At 60.5% G+C, this 21,792-nt stretch carries 18 protein-coding genes; 8 read left to right on the forward strand and 10 right to left on the reverse strand.

Translation table 11 applies throughout. The features are described from left to right. The first annotated feature begins 28 nt into the window (after nt 1-28). The gene (locus ACZ5FP_RS17555; RefSeq protein ID WP_464661424.1) at nt 29-1,639 is read left to right on the forward strand and encodes a TerC family protein; all 1,611 of its coding nucleotides are present in this window, start codon (nt 29-31) and stop codon (nt 1,637-1,639) included. 156 nt (nt 1,640-1,795) lie between these two features. On the opposite strand, the gene zigA is transcribed toward ACZ5FP_RS17555, so the two are convergent. From zigA to aztA, 5 genes are all read right to left on the reverse strand, one after another. Then, nucleotides 1,796-3,001 carry a zinc metallochaperone GTPase ZigA gene (zigA, locus tag ACZ5FP_RS17560; protein ID WP_464663338.1) on the reverse strand — a complete coding sequence of 402 codons (1,206 nt, stop codon included), beginning with the start codon at nt 2,999-3,001 and terminating at the stop codon, nt 1,796-1,798. A 70-nt stretch (nt 3,002-3,071) separates the two neighbouring features. Next, entirely contained in the window at nt 3,072-4,277 is a 1,206-nt protein-coding gene (gene aztD / locus ACZ5FP_RS17565) for a zinc metallochaperone AztD (protein WP_464661425.1), read from the reverse strand. Nucleotides 4,278-4,385: 108 nt separating this feature from the next. Next, the gene (aztC, locus tag ACZ5FP_RS17570; RefSeq protein WP_464661426.1) at nt 4,386-5,324 is read right to left on the reverse strand and encodes a zinc ABC transporter substrate-binding protein AztC; all 939 of its coding nucleotides are present in this window, start codon (nt 5,322-5,324) and stop codon (nt 4,386-4,388) included. Nucleotides 5,325-5,346: 22 nt separating this feature from the next. Continuing rightward, nucleotides 5,347-6,213: a zinc ABC transporter permease AztB gene (gene aztB / locus ACZ5FP_RS17575; protein WP_464661427.1), complete on the reverse strand. Its 867-nt coding sequence runs from the start codon at nt 6,211-6,213 to the stop codon at nt 5,347-5,349. 5 nt (nt 6,214-6,218) lie between these two features. Then, nucleotides 6,219-7,046: a zinc ABC transporter ATP-binding protein AztA gene (gene aztA / locus ACZ5FP_RS17580; protein ID WP_464661428.1), complete on the reverse strand. Its 828-nt coding sequence runs from the start codon at nt 7,044-7,046 to the stop codon at nt 6,219-6,221. A gap of 256 nt (nt 7,047-7,302) precedes the next feature. On the opposite strand from aztA, the gene ACZ5FP_RS17585 reads away from it, so the two are divergent. Further along, complete coding sequence (locus tag ACZ5FP_RS17585; protein ID WP_223612462.1) at nt 7,303-7,707, forward strand: Fur family transcriptional regulator; 405 nt, start codon at nt 7,303-7,305, stop codon at nt 7,705-7,707. Here ACZ5FP_RS17585 and ACZ5FP_RS17590 read toward each other — a convergent pair whose 3' ends face one another. Beyond that, on the reverse strand, nt 7,708-8,346 hold the full coding sequence (locus tag ACZ5FP_RS17590) for a TetR/AcrR family transcriptional regulator (protein WP_464661429.1): 639 nt from the start codon (nt 8,344-8,346) through the stop codon (nt 7,708-7,710). A gap of 181 nt (nt 8,347-8,527) precedes the next feature. Between ACZ5FP_RS17590 and ACZ5FP_RS17595 the strand changes: the two genes are divergently transcribed. The 6 genes from ACZ5FP_RS17595 (at nt 8,528) to ACZ5FP_RS17620 (ending at nt 15,986) form a co-directional block, all read left to right on the forward strand. After that, a complete protein-coding gene (locus tag ACZ5FP_RS17595) occupies nt 8,528-9,706 on the forward strand; it encodes an HlyD family secretion protein (protein WP_464661430.1) in 1,179 nt (392 codons plus the stop codon). A gap of 26 nt (nt 9,707-9,732) precedes the next feature. Beyond that, on the forward strand, nt 9,733-11,325 hold the full coding sequence (locus ACZ5FP_RS17600; RefSeq protein WP_464661431.1) for a DHA2 family efflux MFS transporter permease subunit: 1,593 nt from the start codon (nt 9,733-9,735) through the stop codon (nt 11,323-11,325). 628 nt (nt 11,326-11,953) lie between these two features. Beyond that, on the forward strand, nt 11,954-13,057 hold the full coding sequence (locus tag ACZ5FP_RS17605) for an ABC transporter substrate-binding protein (RefSeq protein WP_464661432.1): 1,104 nt from the start codon (nt 11,954-11,956) through the stop codon (nt 13,055-13,057). Between the two features lie 242 nt (nt 13,058-13,299). Continuing rightward, entirely contained in the window at nt 13,300-14,115 is an 816-nt protein-coding gene (locus ACZ5FP_RS17610; protein WP_425350416.1) for an ABC transporter permease, read from the forward strand. Continuing rightward, a complete protein-coding gene (locus ACZ5FP_RS17615; RefSeq protein ID WP_464661433.1) occupies nt 14,112-14,903 on the forward strand; it encodes an ABC transporter permease in 792 nt (263 codons plus the stop codon). Before ACZ5FP_RS17610 ends, ACZ5FP_RS17615 begins: the two co-directional genes overlap by 4 nt. 15 nt (nt 14,904-14,918) lie before the next feature. After that, on the forward strand, nt 14,919-15,986 hold the full coding sequence (locus ACZ5FP_RS17620) for an ABC transporter ATP-binding protein (RefSeq protein ID WP_223612456.1): 1,068 nt from the start codon (nt 14,919-14,921) through the stop codon (nt 15,984-15,986). Nucleotides 15,987-16,067: 81 nt separating this feature from the next. On the opposite strand, the gene ACZ5FP_RS17625 is transcribed toward ACZ5FP_RS17620, so the two are convergent. The 4 genes from ACZ5FP_RS17625 to ACZ5FP_RS17640 form a co-directional block, all read right to left on the reverse strand. Beyond that, nucleotides 16,068-17,234 (reverse strand): iron-containing alcohol dehydrogenase, encoded by a 1,167-nt coding sequence (locus tag ACZ5FP_RS17625; protein WP_223612453.1) that lies wholly within the window; start codon nt 17,232-17,234, stop codon nt 16,068-16,070. Nucleotides 17,235-17,254: 20 nt separating this feature from the next. Further along, nucleotides 17,255-18,640: an aldehyde dehydrogenase family protein gene (locus ACZ5FP_RS17630; RefSeq protein ID WP_464661434.1), complete on the reverse strand. Its 1,386-nt coding sequence runs from the start codon at nt 18,638-18,640 to the stop codon at nt 17,255-17,257. 82 nt (nt 18,641-18,722) lie between these two features. Next, nucleotides 18,723-20,093 carry a glutamine synthetase family protein gene (locus ACZ5FP_RS17635; RefSeq protein WP_223612451.1) on the reverse strand — a complete coding sequence of 457 codons (1,371 nt, stop codon included), beginning with the start codon at nt 20,091-20,093 and terminating at the stop codon, nt 18,723-18,725. Nucleotides 20,094-20,174: 81 nt separating this feature from the next. Beyond that, complete coding sequence (locus ACZ5FP_RS17640; RefSeq protein WP_464661435.1) at nt 20,175-21,755, reverse strand: amino acid permease; 1,581 nt, start codon at nt 21,753-21,755, stop codon at nt 20,175-20,177. Nucleotides 21,756-21,792: the final 37 nt, after the last annotated feature.

Consider the following 21,792-nt stretch of genomic DNA (forward strand, 5'->3'; position numbering starts at 1 on the left):
CTGGCTTTTCCAGCCGCATCCGCACGCCATGTCGCGCCCTGACCCGCATCTCTTAGAAGGAACCGACTTCCCAATGGAATGGATTGCCGACCCCAATGCCTGGATTGGTCTCGCCACGCTGATCGTGCTTGAGATCGTACTCGGGATCGACAACCTCGTGTTTATCGCCATCCTTGCGGACAAGCTGCCGCCGAGCCAGCGCAACCGCGCGCGCATCGTCGGCCTGTCCCTCGCCCTGATCATGCGCCTCGCGCTGCTCGCCTCCATCTCCTGGGTGGTGACACTGACGACACCGCTGTTCAGCGTGGCGGGTTTCGGCTTCTCGGGGCGCGACCTCATCCTGATCATCGGCGGTCTGTTCCTGCTGTTCAAGGGCACGATGGAACTGCACGAGCGTCTTGAAGGCCATATGTCCGCCAAGGAATCCAACGTCGCCCATGCGGTTTTCTGGCAGGTCATCGCCCAGATCGTCGTGCTCGATGCCGTCTTCTCGCTCGACAGCGTGATCACCGCCGTCGGCATGGTCAAATCTCTGGAAGTCATGATGATCGCCGTTGTCGTGGCGGTAGGCGTCATGATGCTTGCATCCAGACCGCTCATGGCCTTCGTCAGCCGCCATCCGACCGTCGTCATCCTCTGCCTTGGCTTCCTCATGATGATCGGTTTCAGCCTGATCGTCGAAGGCTTCGGCTTCCATATTCCGAAGGGCTACCTCTACGCCGCCATCGGCTTCTCCGTCCTCATCGAAGCGGCCAATCAGGTCGGACGGCATAACCGCGACAAGCGCGTCACCTCGATGGACCTGCGTGACCGCACGGCAGGCGCGGTGCTGCGCCTTTTGGGCGGCGGCCGTTCCGGCGATGCCAGCCATCACTCGGATGCGCTGGATGTGATCGCCGAGCAGACGGCCGCGGGCGAAGTCTTCCACCCGGAAGAAAAGGAAATGATCCGCGGCGTTCTCGACCTGGTCGAGCGGCCGGTGCGTTCCATCATGTCGCCGCGCAACGAGGTCGAATGGCTCGACCTCAACGAGACCAACGAGGAACTGCTGGCGGAAATCCGCACGCTCTCTCACAGCCGCGTGGTTCTCGCCCGCGGGCGGGTCGACGAATTCGTCGGCGTGGCCCTGACCAAGGACCTGCTGTTCGCCATTCTCGACGGCGGCAAGATCGATTGGGACAAGGTGACCCGCCAGCCCTTGATCCTGCACGAGAATGCCAACGTATTGCGCGTGATGGAGCAATTGCGCGGCACGACGGTGCAGATGGCGATTGTTCTCGACGAACACGGCTCATTCGAGGGCGTGGTCACGCCAACGGATATCCTCGAGGCCATTGCCGGCGACTTCCCGGATGAAGGCGAGGAGAGCCCGATCCTTGAGCGGTCGGAAGACGGCAGCATGGTGGTGGACGCCTATATCGACATCCGCCGCCTCGGCGGCCTGATCGAACGCGACCTCGTCGATGACGGCGACCGCTACACGACGCTGGCCGGTTACATCCTGTGGAATCTCGGCCACATCCCCGCTCAGGGCGAAAAGCTGAAAGTCGATGATTACGCGTATGAAATCGTCGAAATGGACGGCCGCAACATCGGCAAGGTGCGGATTTCGCCCACCGAAACCGCCGCCTATATCTGATCCCACCAAAAATATTCCCGCCCCGGCTGACCCCGGGACGGGAATGGAGCATCGTCCGGCAACACGACCCGCTGGATTTGGCCTATGGTCCCAGCGGTATGATTGTCGTGTCTGTCGTGCGGTGCCCAAGCGATAACCCTATCAATCCGGCCGAAATCAGGCGGCCTGCCGGACCCAGCTCGGGAATGGGTCGAACAGGTCTTCCCACTTGCCCGGCGTGAACTCGTCCGCGTCCACCAGACAGGCGTCGAGCTGTGCCCGCAGATGCACTTCATTCATCGGATCGACGCCGATGAAGACAATCTCCTGCCGCCGGTCGCCCCAGACCTTGTGCAGGTAGGGCTTCATGGATTTCAGCCATTCCGGATGCTCCGGCCAGCGGTTGCGCGGGATCGACGACCACCACAGGCCGCGTTTTTCCGCCCGCACCAGCGCACCGGCCTGGCTGAGTTCGCCGACATAATCCGGCCGTGTCGCCAGCCAGAAAAACCCCTTGGAGCGGATGACACCGGGCCAGTTCCTGTCGAGAAAGGCATGGAGCTTCTGCGGATCGAACGGACGCCTCTCCCGGTAGACGAAGGAGCGGACGCCATATTCCTCGGTCTCCGGCACATGGTCGGCAAAGCCGTTCAGTTCCTTGAACCAGAGCGGATGCTCCTGCGCCTTGTCGAAGTCGAACAGGCCGGTATTGAGCACCTCATCCAGCGGCACGTCGGCAAAATCCGTCTCGATGAGTTTTGCATCCGGGTTGAGCGCGCGGATGATCTTGCGCGCCAGATCGCGGTCATACAGGGACGAGTCGGAAATCTTGTTGAGGATGATGACGTCGGCAAACTCGATCTGGTCGACCAGCAGATCGACCAGCGTCCGGTTATCGGCATCGCCGAGCCATTCCCCCCGGTCCTTCAGAAAATCCGCCGAGGCGTAATCCTTCAGCAGATTAGCCGCGTCGACCACGGTCACCATGGTGTCGAGTCTTGCCACATCGGACAGGCTGCGGCCGTTCTCATCACGGAAATCGAAGGTCGAGGCCACCGGCAACGGTTCGGAAATGCCGGTCGACTCGATGAGGAGATAATCAAAACGTCCCTGCTTGGCCAGGGCTTCCACCTCCTGCAGCAGGTCATCGCGCAAGGTGCAGCAGATGCAGCCATTGGTCATTTCGACCAATTGTTCATCGGTGCGCGAAAGATTGGCGCCGCCGTCGCGTACGAGCGCGGCATCGATGTTCACCTCGCTCATATCGTTGACGATGACGGCAACGCGCCGCCCCTCGCGATTATTGAGAATATGGTTGAGCAAAGTGGTCTTGCCGGCTCCGAGAAAGCCCGAGAGCACCGTGACCGGAAGGCGGTTGGGTATGGCTGTGTTGTGCATGGCTATTGCCCTCTTGCAATGGCCTGCCGCGAGGGCCGCAGCAGGCCGGATAACGTCAGTCGTGAACTTCGCCGGAGCCGCCGACGGCCACGACATTGAAAGGCTTGCCTTCGAGCGCGATCTCGCGGTCTTTCGCGAAGGCGGCCGCCTTGATCACATGCAGGCGGCTCTTCAGCGGATCGCTGACGATGATCTCGTCACCGGCGACGGCGATGCGCGGCCGCGGCAGGCTCCAGTGGCCGTCCATGCTGTAGGGCTCGGTCAGCTTCAGCGATTTTTCGATTTTGGCGGTAATGACATTCAGCTGATGCAACTGCCCGTCCTCGGTGAAGATGTAGGCGAACCGCGGGCGCGCCGAATCGACGGCAAAATGCACGCGGCGGGCGGGCAGTTCGATCCGGCGGAACGGTTCGGCATTGCCCGGCTCGACCAGCACCACCGCCTGCGGACCGTAATTGCCGAGGAAATACTGCAGGCCCTTGCCGCCGAGAAGCGTGGTGATCTTGCCGTCAGGCAGCGATGACGCATAGGCGAGATGGTTGATCTCGGGCGCATCCGCGCCGGATTTGACCAGAAGCAGCCCGGTCTTACAGGCGATGGCCAGAATATTGCCGGACGACGCTTCCCCATGCAGGTCAGGGCATGCATGCAGCGCGCCGACGGGATAGCCGTCGCTGCCGAGAACCTTGATGCCGATGGGGAGCTCATCCACCGGCTTTTCCGGGTGCGGCTCCGTCACCAGCACCATACCGCCATAGGAGACGGCAACGCCGTGATGCGGCGAAGCCAGCTTGATGCTGCGCACATCGGCTTTTCCGGCAAGCACATCCCTTTCCCTGACGACCTTCACCAGACCATCGCCGTCAAAGAACTGGGCGATATTGCCGTTGTGATCGACGAAGTGCGAAGGCCGCTGGCCTTCCAGCTTCAGATCGAGCAGTTTCGGCGCCTCGACCTTGAGATCGCCATGGGCGCCGTGGTCCTCCACGGCAATGCCGGTCGACAGGACCGCCACCTCGCCGCCGTCCCGCTGCACGGCAAAAATTGTTTTCCCGCTGTCGGACAGCGACAGGCCGGCCGGTGCCTTCACCTTGAACGTATCGACAATCCCGCCGGTTCGCGGGTCGAACACGCGGATGGTCGGCTCGGCGTGATCCGAGACGAAAACGCGCCAGGCGGTCTGCTCATTGGCCAGAGCGGGCAAGGCGGCAAAGCCGAAGACCATGGCGAGCGGCAACACATTTTTCAGATGTCGTGACATGCTTGTTCCTTCATGCATCGTGGGAGTCCTGCAGATATAATGTAATAACATTACATTGATGCCAATGAAAAAAGCGGAGTCATCCCCCGCTTTTTCCGGCGCAGCCGATCAGCTGCCGAGAATGGCCTTTTTGAAGGCACTGATATTGTGGTGCATCATGTCGATATAGGTGCTGGCGCCTTCGCCCGGTTCCGACAGGGCATCGGAAAACAGTGTGCCGCCGACATTCAGCTTGGTCTCGCTGGCGATCTGCTCGATCAGGCGCGGATTGGTGATGTTCTCGACGAAGATCGCCGAGGCCTTGTCTTCCTTGACCTGCTTGATCAGCGCGACGACATCGGCAGCGGACGGCTCCGCATCCGTTGAAAGACCTTCGGGCGCCAGGAACTTCAGCCCGTAGGCATGCTCGAAATAGCCGAATGCATCGTGGGAGGTGATGATCAGACGCTTGGCCTCCGGAATGGCGGCGATGCCGGCCTTCACATCGATCTCGGTCTGATCCAGCTTCTTGGTATAGTCCGCGCCATTCTTCTTGTAGGTATCGCAATTCACCTTGTCGGCATTGCAGAAGGCATCGACGATGTTCTTCACATAGATCTTGGCATTGGCAATCGACTGGAACGCATGCGGGTCGAAGGCACCGTGATCGTGGTGATGCTCAGCGCCTGCCTCCGCATGGCCTTCTTCCTCTTCCTGCGCCTTGAGGGGCTCGATACCCTTGGTCAGCTCGACAATGGGCGCCTTGGTGCCGCTCGCCTCGACCAGCCGCGGCAGGAAACCTTCAAATCCCAGACCATTGACCAGAACCACATCCGCCTTTGCCAGCGCCGCCGCATCCGATGGCTTGGGCTCATAGACATGGCTGTCGCCGTTCGGGCCGACCAGATTGGTCAGCGAAATCTTGTCGCCGCCGACGTTCTTGGCAAAATCCTCGATGATGGAAAAGCTGGAAACAACCTTCAGGTCAGCCGCAAAAGCGGTGGATGAAGCCGCAGATAGTAACAATATAACATTCAGAGCCGTAGCAAGTTTAAGAGCTTTGCGCATTGGTAGTCTCCTTTATCGAGGTTTAGGCGGTTCTGTGGCGGTGGGAACGCATGCGGCTGCTGAGAACGCCGCGTGAGCCGATGAGAATGGAAGCGATATACATCGCACCGGCGGAAAGGATGATCGCCGGGCCGGACGGCAGGGCGAAATGATAGGAGATCAGCAGGCCCGCAACGCAGGATATCATCCCGATCAGGATTGCAACCGCGCACATCGGGCCGACACGGGTCGTCCAGAAGCGCGCGCCGGCGGCAGGCAGCATCATCAGGCCGACCGACAGCAGTGTCCCGAGCGCCTGGAAGCCGCCGACGAGATTGAGCACCACCAGCGCCAGGAAGATGAAATGCACGGGCGTGCCGATGCGGCTGACCGAACGCAGGAACAGGGGATCAAGGCACTCGGCCACCAGGCCGCGCCAGAAAATGGCGAGAGTCACGATGCTGACGCCGCAGATCAGGCCGATCAGGCTCAGCGCCTCGTTGTTGAGCGCAAGGACCGTGCCGAACAGCACATGCATCAGGTCGACATTCGAACCGCGCAGCGAAACGATCATTACCCCCAGCGCAAGGGATATCAGGTAGAAGGCCGCCATCGAGGCATCTTCCTTCTGGATCGTGAAGCGCGACACCGCCCCGGCGCCGAGCGCCACGATCACCCCGGCGATCAGCCCGCCGATGGTCATCGGCACGATCTGCAGGCCGTAGAGCAGGAAACCGGCGGCGGCTCCCGGCAGGATGGCGTGCGACATGGCATCGCCGGTCAGGCTCATCCGCCGCAGCATCAGGAACACGCCGACAGGGCAGGAACTGAGCGAGAGCGCCAGCGAGCCGAGCAAGGCGCGCTGCATGAAGCTGTATTCGATGAAGGGGGCGATGAGGAAATCATACATCCGGATCAGGCCCCCGCCCGGCTGTGACCATCATGATGCGCATGATGCGTGTGATCATGCGCGTGATCGTGGCCATGACCGCCGGTCGCGGACATTTGGGCATCATCCTCGCACCAGGGCGCACTCTCGGCCCAGGCCTCGTGGAACTGCCGCGCATGCAGCAGGTTTTCCGGACGAAGCGTCTCCCGCGAGGCGCCCCAGGCAATGGGCTTGCGCGCCAAAAGCAGCGTTTCGGGGAAATGCTCCCGCACCAGGTCGAGATCGTGGACCACCACCATGATGGTGCGCTTTTCGCCGTGCCAGCGCTTGATCAGCGCAATGAGATCACCCACCGTCTTGGCATCGATGGCATTGAACGGCTCGTCGAGAAGGATCAGATCGGCATCCTGCACCAGCACCCGGGCAAACAGGGCGCGCTGCAATTGCCCGCCCGACAGGCTGTCGATGGGGCGCTTTTCAAAGCCGCCCAGCCCGACGCCCATCAGGGCCCGCGAAACCTGTTCACGGTCACCGGCGGTAAAGCGGCCAAGCAGGCCGCGCCGGGGCCAGAGCCCCAGCGAAACAAGATCGATGACCCGCGCCGGAAACGAGCGGTCCAGTTCCGATTGCTGCGGCAGATAGGCGACGCGAACGTCCTTCTCGACCACGACGGAACCGGACATCGGCTGGAGAACACCGACAATACCCTTCATCAGCGTCGACTTGCCTGAACCGTTCGCACCCACGACGGCCGTCAGCGAACCGCGCTCGACCACACCGCTCAGATGATGAACGGCAGGGTGGCTGCGATACCCCAGGGTAAGGTCACGAAAGGTCAGGCATTGGTCAGTCATGGTCTATCCGCATGCTCCGGACGGCGGCGTTCGGTCGGTCACGTCCATCCGGCATCTTCTTGACGTCTCGATATGTGATGTTATTACATTAGTCAACAATGGCAAATTTGAGAACAGACGAAATTAATTTATCCACTGGCAGCCGATGACGCCGCTGCTTATCTTAGAGACAGCAGATTTTTACGGAAACGGACTTGTTTACGGCAATATCACGCGCTAGCGACTTAAACGTGTACGTTCAGGAGACCCGAAGGCAATGACAACCGCCCATGAGCTGACGAAGAACCAGACCCTGGTGTTCAATACGTTGTCGCGCGCCGAAGGGCCCTTGAGCGCCTACACCATCCTCGACCAGCTGCGCGGTGACGGTTTCCGTGCGCCGCTGCAGGTTTACCGCGCCCTGGAAAAGCTGCTCGACTACGGCATGGTCCACCGCCTCGAAAGCATCAATGCCTTTGTCGCCTGCGCGCATCCCCACAATCACAGCCACAATCACGGCATGATCGCCTTCGCCATCTGCGAGAAATGCGGGCAGGTCTCGGAATTTTCCGACGATATCATCACCCAGCGGGTGCGCGAATGGACCACGCAGAACGGCTTCAAACAGACCAAGACCACCATCGAAATCCGTGGCGTCTGCGCCGCCTGCGGCACCGCCTGATCAGGCCTTGTAGGCCTTGAGAAACAGGTCGACACCCGCAGTCACGGTCTTGCGGATCTGCTCCGGCTCCGGTTCCTGCTCCATCTGGCCGAACAGGCGGCGGCGCAGCAGGCCCGAATGGAAAAGGTCTGAAAGCTGATAGGCCGCCAGCTCCGTATCCTCGATCGCGAGAGATCCAGCAGCGACATGTTTGTCCAAAAGCGCGCGCATCAGGGCAAGACCCTTTTTCGGCCCCTTTTCGTAAAAGCTGGAACTCATGGAGGGCATGCGCTCCGCCACCCCGATGATGACACGCTGCGCCCGGATACCGGCATTCGATGTAATCAGCGTCGACAGTGAGATGCCGAACTGGATCAAGGCTTCGCGCAGGTCGCTGTTGTTGCTCTCCAGCGCATGGTAGATGCCGTCGAACAGCGCCGCCTTGTATTGCTGGCACAGATCGATGAACAGCTCTTCCTTGTTGTTGAAATAGACATAGATCGTGCCCTTCGACACGCCCGCTTCGCGGGTAATGTCATTCATGCTGGCCGCATCAAAACCCATCTGCGAAAAGACGCGATTGGCCCCATCCAGTATCTGCTGCCGTTTGACGGGATCCTGCCCTGCGGCCAGACGGCCGGGACGTTCGGAAGCGGTCATGCCTGGGTCCATAACGGGTGCCTTGGTAGACGACATAGTAGTCAAGTTTCCTCATTTTCGATTCTTTTTCGAACCAAGCGGTTCGATCCCCTTGATATGCGCTCTCATTTGCGCTATGTCAACGATCGAACCGATTGGTTCAATCAGTTACCGGATTGAACATCTGTAGAAAGAGCTCTCTATGTCCGCGCCGAAATCCACCAACGAGGCTGAGATTCGTCAGTTCCCTGCACCCGCCCCTGCTTCCAAGGTCGAAGCACCGGTGAAAAGTGAAGCCCCGCAGCACGACGTGGTCACTGCGACCCCGGCACCGCCAAAACGCTCGGTGAAGCGCTTCATATTGCCCGTCATCATTGTCGCCGCTGTCGGCGCCGGTGCCTGGTATGGCCACGAATGGTGGACAACAGGCCGTTTCATGGTCTCGACCGACGACGCCTACATCCAGGGCGACATCACCGCCATTGCGCCCAAGATCACCGGCTATATCGATACGATCAATGTCGTCGCCAACCAGCGCGTCAAGGCGGGCGATCCACTGATCACGCTCGACAATGGCGACTATACCATCGCGGAAGAACAGGCCGAGGCGCAGATCGCGACACAGCGCCTGACGCTTCTGCGCATTCAGGCCCAGACGGAAGCCGCCAAGGCATCCGTCAAACAGGTCGAAGCCAGCAAGGTCGCCGCACAGGCGGTCCTGACCAATGCAGAAGCCGCCGCAACCCGCGCCGGCCAGCTGCATGCGACGCGTTTTGCCTCCCAGTCCCAGCTCGACGACGCCACCGCGGCGCTGGATCAGGCCAAGGCCAATCTCGTTTCCGCCGATGCCCAGATCGCTGCGGCAGTCGCCAATGTCGGTGTGCTGGAAGCCCAGTACAAGGAAGCCGAGGGATCGATTGCCTCGCTGCAGCTGAGCAAGGACAAGGCCGCCCGCGATCTCTCCTTCACCGTCATCCGTGCGCCTCTCGATGGCGTTGTCGGCAATCTCTCGGCAAAGAAGGGCGATCTCGTCACCCCCGGCCAGCGGCTTGCCGCCCTCGTTCCCGTCAATTCGCTCTATATCGACGCGAATTACAAGGAAACGCAGCTGCGGGACATCGTGCCGGGCGAAAAGGTACGGGTACGGGTCGACGCGCTCTCCGGTGACACGTTTGAAGGCACCGTCGCCTCGATTGCGCCGGCATCCGGCGCCGTCTTCTCGCTGCTTCCGGCCGAGAATGCCACCGGCAATTTCACCAAGGTTGTCCAGCGCGTCCCGGTTCGCATCGCCCTGCCCGCCGACATTCTGGCATCCGGCAGGCTTCAGGCGGGCTTGAGCGTCATCGTTGACGTCGATACCCGCACGGCACCGGCCAAGTAAGCGCAACCAGCACCGGACCCGAGATCATGTCGAGCACGACCATCAGCGGAAAGCCAGCGGCACCGGCCGTGCCGTCCGATCACATCGATCCGAAGAAAGCCATCGCCTTTGTGGCGATGGTCTTCGGCATGTTCATGGCCATTCTCGACATCCAGATCGTTTCGGCATCGCTTGCCGAAATTCAGGCGGGTTTGAGCGCAAGTTCCGACGAGATTTCCTGGGTCCAGACCTCCTATCTCATCGCCGAAGTCATCATGATCCCGCTGTCCGGCTTCCTCGGCCGGCTCCTGTCGACGCGCGTTCTCTTCACCATTTCGGCGGCGGGCTTCACCGCAGCCAGCGTCCTGTGTGCCACGGCCACCAACATCGATCAGATGATCGTCTACCGCGCCATCCAGGGTTTCATCGGCGGCGGCATGATCCCCAGCGTGTTCGCGGCAGCCTTCACCATCTTCCCGCCTTCCAAGCGCTCGGTCGTCTCGCCCATCATCGGCCTCGTCGCCACGCTGGCGCCGACCATCGGGCCGACCGTCGGCGGCTATCTCAGCCACGCCTTTTCCTGGCACTGGCTGTTCCTCGTCAACGTCATTCCCGGCATCATCGTTGCCTTTGCCGCCTGGAACCTCATCGACTTCGACAAGGGCGACAAGTCGCTGTTCAGCAAGTTCGACTGGTGGGGCCTGGCCGGCATGGGCGCGTTCCTCGGCTCGCTCGAATACGTGCTCGAGGAAGGTCCGCGCAATGACTGGTTGCAGGACAGCACGATCTTCTTCTTCGCCATCGTTCTCGTACTCGGTGCGCTGCTCTTCTTCTATCGCGCCTTCACCGCCGAGGAGCCGATCGTCGACCTGCGCGCCTTCAAGAATCTCAATTTCGCCTTCGGCTCGGTGTTCTCCTTCATCATGGGCGTCGGCCTCTATGGCCTGACCTATCTCTATCCGCTCTATCTCGGCCGCATCCGGGGATATGACGCGCTGATGATCGGCGAAGCCCTGTTCGTCAGCGGCCTGGCCATGTTCATGACCGCACCCGTCGCCGGCTTCCTGTCCAACCGGATGGATCCGCGCCTGATGATGATGATCGGCTTCATCGGTTTTGCCGCGGGCACCTGGACCATGACCGGCCTCACCGCCGACTGGGATTTCTATGAATTGCTGCTGCCGCAGATCCTGCGCGGCTGCTCGCTGATGCTGTGCATGGTGCCGATCAACAATCTGGCGCTCGGCACCCTGCCGCTGTCCCGGCTCAAGAACGCTTCGGGCCTGTTCAACCTGACACGTAACCTCGGCGGTGCCGTGGGCCTTGCCGTCATCAACACGATCTTGACGGATCGCGGTGTCAAGCATTACGCCCAGCTGTCCGAAAAGGTGCGCTGGGGCAATCCGGAAGCCGAGAATCTGATGGCCAGCATGGCCAAGAATTTCCAGTCGCACGGCATTGACGGCTCGTCCGCGGCACTCAGCCGGATTTCCGGCATGGTGCACCAGCAGGCCTCGCTGATGTCGTTCATGGACGTCTTCTATATCCTGACGATGCTGTTCGCCTCGCTGGCGCTTTTTGCCGTGCTCATGCGCAAACCGGCACCCGCTGCCTCGGGCGGCGGAGGTGGCGGACACTAATATTCCTCGCGGTTGTGGTGCGTGGTTCGACAAGCTCACCATGAGGGAGCTGGGCTGATTTCAATACAAATTGCAAAGGTTGCAGAGTATGGCTCCCTGCAATCCTCATCCCCCCTCATGGTGAGCTTGTCGAACCACGCACCGCAGCTTTCCGCCACATCGTCATAATGCCCGGTTTCCCCCACGGGATTTGGGTGGAATTGCCGCCCGAATCCGGCACGGCAATCCAGCCGGAAAAAGCAGCGCGAGAGCACCCCGCCAAGGGCGGTCATTCCCCAAATTTTTGCAAAATAATGTTAGTCCGCTAACCGGATTTTTCTTGCCCCGGCCGATCCTTGTGGATGAGCATGTCGCAGGAAATCAAATGCGACATTCATTATTCGGCTAACTGCCGCTCATGCCAATCTTTTTGTCGTTATGGGAGCAATTCAGCCGACTGTCCGGACACTGTCATAATTCTCTCACGTGCGAATTGCTAAGCCACCAAAAAAATGTTTCACTTCTTTCCACTGCTCAGCAAAAGACGTTCGCAGGCCTGTCATCTAACTGACATGAGAGCCCTATATCGGGAGGCAGGAACGTCGAAAACAGAGCCAATGACGTTTGTCGCTTAAACAGGGGTGTTAAAATGGTTGTTTCTTCAAAACGCTTGCTCTCTCTATCGACAGCGCTGCTGTTCGCAAGCACCACGCTTTCGTTCGCGGATGCGCCAGCTGATCTGGTTGCCGCCGCGAAAAAGGAAGGATCGCTGACGACCATCGCGTTGCCGCACGACTGGTGTGGTTATGGCGATATCATTGCCGGTTTCAAGGCAAAGTACGGCCTGACCGTCAACGAACTCAATCCGGATGCCGGATCGAAGGACGAAGTCGAAGCGATCAAGGCCAACAAGGACAACAAGGGCCCGCAGGCGCCTGACGTCATCGACGTCGGTCTTTCCTTTGGCCCCGATGCCAAGAAAGACGGCCTGACACTGCCTTACAAGGTTTCCACCTGGGATTCGATCCCGGCCGAACTGAAGGATGCCGACGGCCATTGGTATGGCGACTATTATGGCGTCATGTCGTTCGAAGTGAACACCGACATCGTCAAGAATGTCCCGAAGGATTGGGCTGACCTGCTCAAGCCGGAATATGCCAACACCGTAGCGCTTGCCGGTGATCCGCGTGCGTCCAACCAGGCCATTCTCGCCGTACAGGCCGCCGGCGCATCGACCGGTGCCAAGCCCGGTGCCGCTGCTGCCGAAGCCGGCCTGAAGTATTTTGCCGACCTCAACAAGGCAGGCAATTTCGTTCCGGTCATCGGCAAGTCGGGCACGCTGGCACAGGGTGCAACCCCGATCATCATCAACTGGGACTACAATGCGCTTTCGGGCCGCGACACGCTCAAGGGCAACCCGCCGGTTGAAGTCGTCGTTCCCGCATCGGGCGTTCTGGCCGGTGTCTATGTCCAGGCCATCAGCGCCTATGCACCGCATCCCAATGCCGCCAAGCTGTGGATGGAATATCTCTATTCCGACGAAGGCCAGATCGGCTACCTCAAGGGCTATTGCCATCCGACCCGCTTCAAGGATCTGGTGAAGAACAACAAGGTACCGAAGGAAGTCCTCGACAAGCTGCCACCGGCAGCGGCCTACGAAAAGGCCTTCTTCCCGACGCTTGATGAACAGGCTGCCGCCAAGGAAGCCATCACCAAGGGCTGGGACAAGGTTGTCGGCGCCAACGTCAAGTAATCTCTGACCATCGGATCCCCGTGGAAACATCCGCGGGGATTCCCTTTTTCAGAGACAAGGCGCGCCCTGCTTGAACCGTCGGTCAGTTTGTTCGCTTCGCAATTGATGCGGTAGCGTCTATAATGCAGCTCAGAAAGCGGTCTTCAAAATCCATGAGTGTGATTTCAGAAGCAAGCACCTCCTCTATTCCACCTGCCGCCACCCAGGAGCGCAAGCGCTTGTCGCTTGATTGGCTCGGTGTCATGCCGTTCTTCCTGTTTGCCGTGATGTTCCTGGTTTTGCCGACGATCTATCTCGTCGCCGGGGCGTTCCAGGATGCGCAGGGCAATCTGACCTTCGCCAATCTCGTCAACCTGTTCCAGCCATCGATCATCGATGCATACGTGATCTCGATCAAGATATCGCTGACATCGGCGCTGCTTGGCGCGTTCATCGGTTTCAGCATCGCCGCGGCCATCACCCTGGGCGGCCTGCCGAGCTGGATCCGCGCGCCGATGATGACGTTTTCCGGTGTCGCCTCGAATTTCGCCGGCGTTCCGCTGGCCTATGCCTTTCTGTTCACGCTCGGACGGACCGGCCTCGTCACCTATCTCCTGGTCAACGTCTTCGGGTTCAATCTCTACGCGCACGGCTTCAATCTTCTCAGTTTCTGGGGCCTGACCATCACCTATCTCTACTTCCAGATTCCGCTGATGGTGCTGATCATCACGCCGGCGCTGGACGGGCTGAAGCGTGAATGGAAGGAAGCCGCCCTCATTCTCGGCGCAACCGGACCGCAATACTGGCGCATGGTCGCCTTCCCGATCCTGTGGCCTGCCCTGCTTGGCACCATTCTCCTGCTTTTCGCCAATTCCTTCGGTGCCATCGCCACGGCCTATGCGCTGACCGGCTCGTCCCTCAGCATCGTCCCGATCGTCCTCTACGCGCAGATCCGCGGCGACGTCCTGCAGGACCCGCAGCTCGGCTATGCCCTGGCCTTCGGCATGATCGTCATAACAGGCATTTCCAACGGCATTTACATCTGGATGCGCGCCCGCAGTGAACGGTGGCTCAAATGAAGAAAAACCGTTTCTGGTCCTGGCTCGCTCTCGCCTTCGGCATTCTCTATTTTGCCCTGCCGCTGATCGGCCTGTTTGAGTTTTCGCTGCGCATGCGGCGCGGGGTCTATTCGCTCGATGCCTATTGGGTCGTGCTGAGCGATCCCGGCTTCCAGGCGACGTTCGCCTATTCGGTCGTCATGGCCATCGCCACCATTTTCGTCGGCGTGCTGCTCATCGTTCCGACGGCCTATTGGGTGCGCCTGCGCCTGCCGGGCTGGCGGCCGTTCATCGAGTTCATCACGCTGCTGCCGTTGGTCATCCCGGCGATTGTCATCGTGTTCGGCTATATCAGGCTGTACAACACCTCCTCGATGCTGCCGCTGACCGGTTCGGCCGTGGGCACCAACATCCTTTTGTGCTTCGGTTATACGACACTGGCGCTGCCCTACATGTACCGCGCCGTCGATACCGGCCTTGGCGCCATCGATATCCGCACCATGACCGAAGCCGCCGAAAGCCTTGGCGCAAGCCGGATAACCATCATGGCACGCATCATCCTGCCCAATGTGCTCATTGCGGTGCTGTCGGGTGCGTTCCTGACCTTCGCCATCGTCATCGGCGAATTCACCATGGCAGCCCTGTTGAACCGTCCGGCTTTCGGACCATTCCTGCAGCTGCTCGGCGCAAATCGCGCCTATGAACCGGCGGCGCTCTCCGTCATCGCCTTTGCCATAACCTGGGTTTGTATGGGGCTTATCCAGGTCGTCACCCGCTTCAACAAATCCCTCGCTGCAACCAAGCGATAATCGGGAACCTTGCCAATGTCATTTCTCACCATCAGCCATTTGAAAAAGAGTTTTGGAGCCACGACGGTTGTTCATGATTTCAACCTGAGCATCGAGAAGGGTGAATTCATTTCCTTCCTCGGCCCCAGCGGTTGCGGCAAGACAACGGTGCTGCGCATGGTCGCCGGTTTCGAAACCCCGACATCCGGCACGATCAGCATCGGCGGCAAGGACGTCGTCAACCTCAAGCCCAACCAGCGCAATATCGGCATGGTGTTCCAGGCCTATGCGCTTTTCCCCAACATGACCGTGGCGCAGAATGTCGCCTTCGGCCTGAAGGTTGCCAAGAAGCCACAGGCGGAGATCAACGCGACGGTGCACGAGATGCTGTCGCTGATCAAGCTCGACCATCTGGCCGAACGTTTCCCCTATCAGCTCTCCGGCGGCCAGCAGCAGCGCGTCGCGCTCGCCCGCGCCCTTGCCACCAAGCCGCAGGTTCTCCTGCTCGACGAACCGCTGTCGGCGCTCGACGCCAAGATCCGCGTGTCGCTGCGCGAGGAAATCCGGGCGATCCAGCGCAAGCTTGGCATCACCACGATTTTCGTCACCCACGACCAGGAAGAGGCCCTGTCGATCTCCGACCGTATCGTCGTCATGTATGAAGGCAAGGCAGAGCAGGTCGGCGCGCCGTTCGAGATTTACAACCAGCCCTCATCGCGTTTTGTCGCATCCTTCGTCGGCACGCTCAACACGCTGGATGCGGTTGTGCGCGATGCGGCCACCGGCACCATCACCGTCGACGGCAAGGACGTGTCGATCGGCCTGAAGCGTCTCAACGGCCACAAGACCGGTGACAAGATTTCCCTTGCCGTGCGCCCGGAGGCGGTGAGCCTCGGCGGCGCCACAGGCAATCGCGAGACGACGCTGGACGGCAAGATCAACAGCGTGCACTTCCTCGGTTCGGTCATCCGCATCCGCGCCTCGCTTGGCCAGAACACCGTATCCTTCGATACATTCAATGATCCGAGCGCGCCGCCGCCGGTGCCCGGCGAAGACGTCAAGGTCAGCCTCGCCGCCAAGGACCTGCTGGTTCTGGAGCACTGATCCGCATCATGTCGGCAAAACAAAACGGGGTGCTGCTGCCAGCACCCCGTTTCAATTTGACGATTGAGGCAGGCTCAGAGCCTATCCTTCAATCGCTTCATCCAGCAGCTTAAGCGCTGCTTTCTTTGTCAGTTTGACCGGATTGCCGCCGGCGGTCGGATCGACAATCGCCATATCGGCGATCAGTTCCTTCTGCTTCTTGCTCATGTTGAGATCCTTGATCAGACCGGGCAGCGCATGCGGCACCTTCAGCTCCTTGCGCAGCTTGATGATCGCCTTGGCAAAGCCGTCGAACCCGCCCTTGATGCCGATATAGCTGGCCAGCCGCGCAATGCGCTCTTCCACCGCATCGCGGTTGAACGCCAGCACGTAGGGCATGAACACCGCATTGGTCATGCCGTGATGGGTGTCATACAGCGCGCCGATGGGATGCGACAGCGAGTGGATCGCGCCGAGCCCCTTCTGGAAGGCGGTGGCGCCCATGGCCGCCGCGCTCATCATATGGGCACGCGCCGTCAGGTCCTTGCCGTTGGCATAGGCCTTGGGCAGGTTTTCGAACACGAGGCGGATGCCTTCGACCGCGATGCCGTCGGCCATCGGGTGATAGCCCGGTGCGCAATAGGCCTCGAGGCAATGCGCCAGCGCGTCCATGCCGGTACCGGCGGTGATGAAGGCGGGCATCCCCACCGAAAGCTCAGGATCGGCGATGACGATTGCCGGGAGAAGTTTCGGATGGAAGATCACCTTCTTGGTGTGGGTCTCTTCATTGGTGATGACACCGGCGCGGCCCACTTCCGAACCCGTTCCCGCCGTGGTCGGCACGGCAATGATCGGCGCGATGACATCGCTGTTGGCGCGCGTCCACCAGTCGCCCACATCCTCGAAATCCCAGACCGGCCGGGTCTGGCCCGCCTGGAAGGCGATGAGCTTGCCAAGGTCGAGCGCCGAACCGCCGCCGAAGGCGATGACGCCATCATGCTTGCCCTTCTTGAACACGGCAATGCCGGCGGTGAGGTTGGATTCGACCGGGTTGGGTTTCACCTCGGAGAAAACGCCGTAGGGAACCTTGGCATCGTCGAGGATTTTCAGCGTGCTCGCCACCACCGGCAGCTTGGCCAGGCCGGGATCGGTGACGAACAGCGGCTTCTTGATGCCGGTCGCCTCGAGAACCTCTGGCAGTTCCTTGATACGGCCCGCACCGAAGCGAACGGTGGTCGGGTAATTCCATTTGGAGATCAGCTTGCTCATGGTGTGTCTCTTTCAGAAAATCAGATCGCTTCACGCAGGTGGAAGGATTTGGGACGGGTCAGGTTGCCGTAGCCGATGGCCGACATGGCGGCACCCCTGCCGGTTTCCTTGACGCCGGTCCACACCAGCGCCGGATCGATATAATCGCAGCGGTTCATGAACACCGTACCGGTTTCGATCCGCTCGCCGATGGCGGCGGCGCGGTCCGTATCGGTGGTCCATAGCGACGCCGTCAGGCCGTACTGGCTGTCATTCATCAGCGCCAGCGCTTCCTCGTCATTGCGCACCTTCATGATGCCGACGATGGGGCCAAAGCTTTCCTCGCGCATGACGCTCATCTGGTGGTCGACGCCGGTCAGCACTTCGGGCGCAAGATAGGGCGATCCGGCCGCGTCATTGGCAACGCGCATATTGACATGCGCCTTGGCACCCTTGCGCAGGGCTTCCGCCTTCTGTTCACGGATGAGTTCGGCAAAACGTGTCTGCGCCATCGGCCCCATGGTCGTTGTCGCATCGAGCGGATTGCCGACCACATACTGCTTGGTCAGGTCGACAAAGCCGTCGACGAAGCGGTCATAGACATCCGCATGCACATAGATGCGCTCGATGCCGCAGCAGCACTGGCCGGAGTTGAAGAACGCGCCGTCGACCAGATTGGCCACCGCATGGTCGAGATTGACGTCCGGCAGCACATAGGCCGGGTCCTTGCCGCCCAGCTCAAGCCCGAGCGACATGAAGGTGCCCGCTGCCGCCTTTTCGATGGCGCGGCCGCCACCGACCGAGCCGGTGAAATTGACATGGTCGATCCGGCCCGACCCCAGCAGTTTTTCGGTCTGGGCATGGTTCAGCACGATGTTCTGGAAAACGCCCTTCGGCAGTCCGGCCGCAGCAAAAGCCTGGGCAAAGCGCTCGCCGACCAGCAGCGTCTGTGCCGCATGTTTGAGGATGACGGTATTGCCCGCCATAAGCGCCGGGATGATCGTGTTGACGGCGGTCAGATACGGATAGTTCCACGGCGCAATGACCATGACGACGCCGAGCGGCACGTGCTTGATGTAGCGGCGGAAGCCCGGCTTGTCGTTTTCAATGACCGGCGCAAGCGCCCGTTCGGCAATCGCGACCATGTAGCGCGTGCGTTCCTCCACGCCGCCCTTTTCGCCGCCATAGCGCACCGGGCGGCCCATCTGCCAGGCGATCTCGGGCACGATCGCGTCATTCATGCCGAGCAAGGCATCCAGCGCCGCAAGGCAAAGCCGGCCGCGTTCGGCGATGCTGGTCTGCGACCAGCCGGCCTGCGCCTGCCTTGCCGCTTCCACGGCCGCGTCGATGGCCTTGTCCGTTGCAACGGGACGCTCCGCATACACGGAGCCGTCGATGGGGGTGATCAGTTTGACCGTCTCGGTCATGGGTAAACCTCTAGCCTGTGTTTTCCAAAAGCTGGCCCCGCCCCGCGAACGCATGCCGCGGGACAGGCCTTTGCCGTGATCTTCAATACCGTTCGAAACCGCGATGCAACTCCCAATCGGTGACGCGGCGGTCATATTCGAACTGCTCCCACTTGGCGGTGTGCACGTAATGCTCGACCACCTCGTCGCCGAGCGCCGTCTTCAGCATCTTCGACTTCGCCAGCGTTTCGGTCGCCTCGCGCAGGGTCTTGGGGATTTCCCGCAACCGCGCCCCGCCATAGGCATCGCCCTGGAACGGCTTGTCGAGTTCAAGCTTCTCGTCGATGCCTGCCAGGCCCGACGCGATCAGACCGGCAAAGGCGAGATAGGGATTGAGATCAGCCCCGCCGATGCGGCATTCGATGCGGATGCCCTTGGTGCCTTCGCCGCACAGGCGGAAGCCCGCCGTCCGGTTGTCGAGGCTCCAGACGTTCTTCGTCGGCGCAAAGGTGCCGGCCTGGAAGCGCTTGTAGGAGTTGATGTAGGGCGCGAGGAAGAAGGTGAAGTCGTCGGCATATTTCAGCTGCCCGGCCACCCATTGCCGCATCAGCGGCGACATGGTGTGTTCGGCGTTCTTGTCATAGAACAGGGGCGTCTTGCCATCGGCGCTCCACAGCGAGTTGTGCACGTGGCTGGAACTGCCGGCCAGCGCATAATCATATTTCGCCATGAAGGTGATCGCCTTGCCCATCTGGGTGGCGATTTCCTTGCAGCCGTTCTTCATGATCACGTGCCGGTCGGCCATTTCAAGCGCTTCGGCATAGCGCACATTGATTTCTTCCTGGCCCGGGCCCCATTCGCCCTTGGAGTTTTCGACGGGAATGCCCGCATCGAACAGACCATTGCGGATGGCGCGCATGACGGCGTCTTCCTTGGTGGTCATCTGGATCACGTAGTCCTGGATATAGGGCGATGCGGTGGTCATGCCCTTCCAGTGCTTGGCACGCGCACTCTCATAGGTCTCGTCGAACAGGTAGAATTCCAGCTCCGAGGCGAAGTAGGCGAGATAGCCCCGCTCCTTCAGCCGTGCCAGCTGGCGCTTCAGGATGGCGCGCGGCGAATGGGCGAGATCCTCGTGATGGTGATGGTCGAGAATATCGCACAGGACCAGCGCGCATTTTTCCAGCCACGGAATATGGCGGATGGTGGAAAGGTCGGGCTTGATGACGAAATCGCCATAGCCCTGTTTCCAGCTGGCCGCCTTGTAGCCGGGCACCGGCTCCATGTCGATGTCGTTGGCCAAGAGATAGTTGCAGCCATGCGTCTCGTCATGGGCGGAGTCGACGAAGAAGCTGGCATGAAAGCGCTTGCCGATCAGGCGGCCCTGCATGTCGACGAAGCAGGCCAGCACCGTGTCAATTTCGCCATTGGTTACATGGCGCTTTAATTCGTCGAAACTCCAATGTCCGGGCATTTCTTGTCTATCCTCAAACAGAATTTGGATTGGGTCAAAAGACAGGGCGGCCGGCCCGAGCCCGCCGCCCCCGTTTTGCAATCAGCCGCGTTCGCCGACGGCCTTTTCAGCGGCAGCGATTTCGGCGGCACGCTTGGCCACGGCATCGCCGATGGGCGGGCCCTGGAAACGGCGGCGTTCGAAGCCGAACCAGACAGCAGCCGTCACCACCAGGAAGCCGACGGTGATGTAGAGAGCCCATTCATTCGGCGGCTGGATGCCGATGATGAAGATCAGCGCCATGGCAAGGATCGACAGGATGGCGAACAGCTTGAACATGCCTTCACCCAGGTTCCATGGTCCCATCTTGTTCCATTTCGGCGTACCCCAGGCGAAAAAGCCCAGCGCGATCGGAATGGCGAAGGAGAAGAACAGGAAGATGACCGTGCAGGAAACAACCACCGAATAGACCGGCGTGTCACCGATGGACACCATGTTCGAACCCCAGACGAACAGCACCGCCAGGGTGGCGCCGGTCCAGATGGCGGCGACGGGCGTGCGGTATTGCGGGCTGACCTTCGACAACAGGCTCGATCCCGGCAGGCCCTTGTCGCGGGCGAAGGCAAAAATCATGCGCGAGACCGAGGTTACCGTCGCCAGGCCGCAGAGGAACTGGCTGATGAAGATCAGGAAGTAGAGAATGTTCTTGACGACAGGATTGACCTGTTCGCCCATCGCCCAGAAGAACACGTTCCAGCCCTGTGCCGCCGCCGCATCCATGCTTGGCAGCATCAGCACGAACGAGCACAGCATGATATAGCCGAAGACGGCCGACCACAGCACCGACGAAACCATGCCGCGCGGCACGGAATGCGCCGCCTTGACGGTTTCTTCGGATGTATGGGCGGATGCGTCATAACCGGTGATCGTGTAGATCGGCAGCAGCAGACCGAGCAGGAACACCCACGGGCTCGAGCTCGTGGGCCAGACGGGGCTGCCGGTCATCGATCCGTCCGCCGCCGGCGTCGGCATGCCGGAATAGTTGGCGAATGTGAACAGGCGGCTGAATTCGAACGACTTGGCCGAAGCGAGGCAGACCAGCGACAGGGCAATCGCCGTGGCGAAAATCAGATAGCCGGAAAAGTCGGTCAGCTTGGCGGTGAGGCCGATGCCCATATGGTTGACCAGGGCCTGGACGCCGGTCAGGATGATCAGGAAGATGATCTGCACCGTGATGGAATCCGTGATCCCGAGATAGGTGCCGAAAGCGCCGATGAAGAAATAATAGGTGCCGACATTGATGGCGCCGAGCACGGTGATCAGGCCGAGCAGGTTGAACCAGGCTGTCAGCCAGCCGGTGCCGCGATTGCCGAGGATCGAACCCCAGTGATAGAGACCGCCTGCGGTCGGGTAAGCCGAGCTGATCTGCGCCATGGCAATGGCGAAGACCGCCGAGACCAGGCAGCCGAGCGGCCAGCCGATGCCGATGGCGGCACCGCCGGCACCCGCCGTCGCCTGTCCCAGCGAATTGATGCCGCCGGACAGAATGCAGATGATCGAAAACGAGATGGCGAAGTTGGAGAAACGGCTCATGCGCCGTTCCAGTTCCTGGGCATAGCCCATGCCGTGGAGAACTTTGATGTCCTCCGATTTATCCACGTCGGTATAATCTTGGTGTGTCATCGTACTCACGTTCCCCGTTATTCTTGAGAAATTTCTA

This window comes from Phyllobacterium sp. T2-21 (genome assembly GCF_055378485.1).

Bases quoted from the DNA above. Each gene is read 5' to 3' on its own strand.
- aztD (WP_464661425.1), bottom strand. From the start codon at position 4,277: ATGTCACGACATCTGAAAAATGTGTTGCCGCTCGCCATGGTCTTCGGC.
- aztC (WP_464661426.1), bottom strand. From the start codon at position 5,324: ATGCGCAAAGCTCTTAAACTTGCTACGGCTCTGAATGTTATATTGTTA.
- ACZ5FP_RS17630 (WP_464661434.1), bottom strand. From the start codon at position 18,640: ATGACCGAGACGGTCAAACTGATCACCCCCATCGACGGCTCCGTGTAT.
- ACZ5FP_RS17615 (WP_464661433.1), top strand. From the start codon at position 14,112: ATGAAGAAAAACCGTTTCTGGTCCTGGCTCGCTCTCGCCTTCGGCATT.
- ACZ5FP_RS17590 (WP_464661429.1), bottom strand. From the start codon at position 8,346: ATGACCGCTTCCGAACGTCCCGGCCGTCTGGCCGCAGGGCAGGATCCC.
- aztA (WP_464661428.1), bottom strand. From the start codon at position 7,046: ATGACTGACCAATGCCTGACCTTTCGTGACCTTACCCTGGGGTATCGC.
- ACZ5FP_RS17610 (WP_425350416.1), top strand. From the start codon at position 13,300: ATGCCGTTCTTCCTGTTTGCCGTGATGTTCCTGGTTTTGCCGACGATC.
- ACZ5FP_RS17620 (WP_223612456.1), top strand. From the start codon at position 14,919: ATGTCATTTCTCACCATCAGCCATTTGAAAAAGAGTTTTGGAGCCACG.
- ACZ5FP_RS17605 (WP_464661432.1), top strand. From the start codon at position 11,954: ATGGTTGTTTCTTCAAAACGCTTGCTCTCTCTATCGACAGCGCTGCTG.
- aztB (WP_464661427.1), bottom strand. From the start codon at position 6,213: ATGTATGATTTCCTCATCGCCCCCTTCATCGAATACAGCTTCATGCAG.
- ACZ5FP_RS17585 (WP_223612462.1), top strand. From the start codon at position 7,303: ATGACAACCGCCCATGAGCTGACGAAGAACCAGACCCTGGTGTTCAAT.
- ACZ5FP_RS17600 (WP_464661431.1), top strand. From the start codon at position 9,733: ATGTCGAGCACGACCATCAGCGGAAAGCCAGCGGCACCGGCCGTGCCG.
- ACZ5FP_RS17640 (WP_464661435.1), bottom strand. From the start codon at position 21,755: ATGACACACCAAGATTATACCGACGTGGATAAATCGGAGGACATCAAA.
- ACZ5FP_RS17635 (WP_223612451.1), bottom strand. From the start codon at position 20,093: ATGCCCGGACATTGGAGTTTCGACGAATTAAAGCGCCATGTAACCAAT.
- ACZ5FP_RS17595 (WP_464661430.1), top strand. From the start codon at position 8,528: ATGTCCGCGCCGAAATCCACCAACGAGGCTGAGATTCGTCAGTTCCCT.
- ACZ5FP_RS17625 (WP_223612453.1), bottom strand. From the start codon at position 17,234: ATGAGCAAGCTGATCTCCAAATGGAATTACCCGACCACCGTTCGCTTC.
- ACZ5FP_RS17555 (WP_464661424.1), top strand. From the start codon at position 29: ATGTCGCGCCCTGACCCGCATCTCTTAGAAGGAACCGACTTCCCAATG.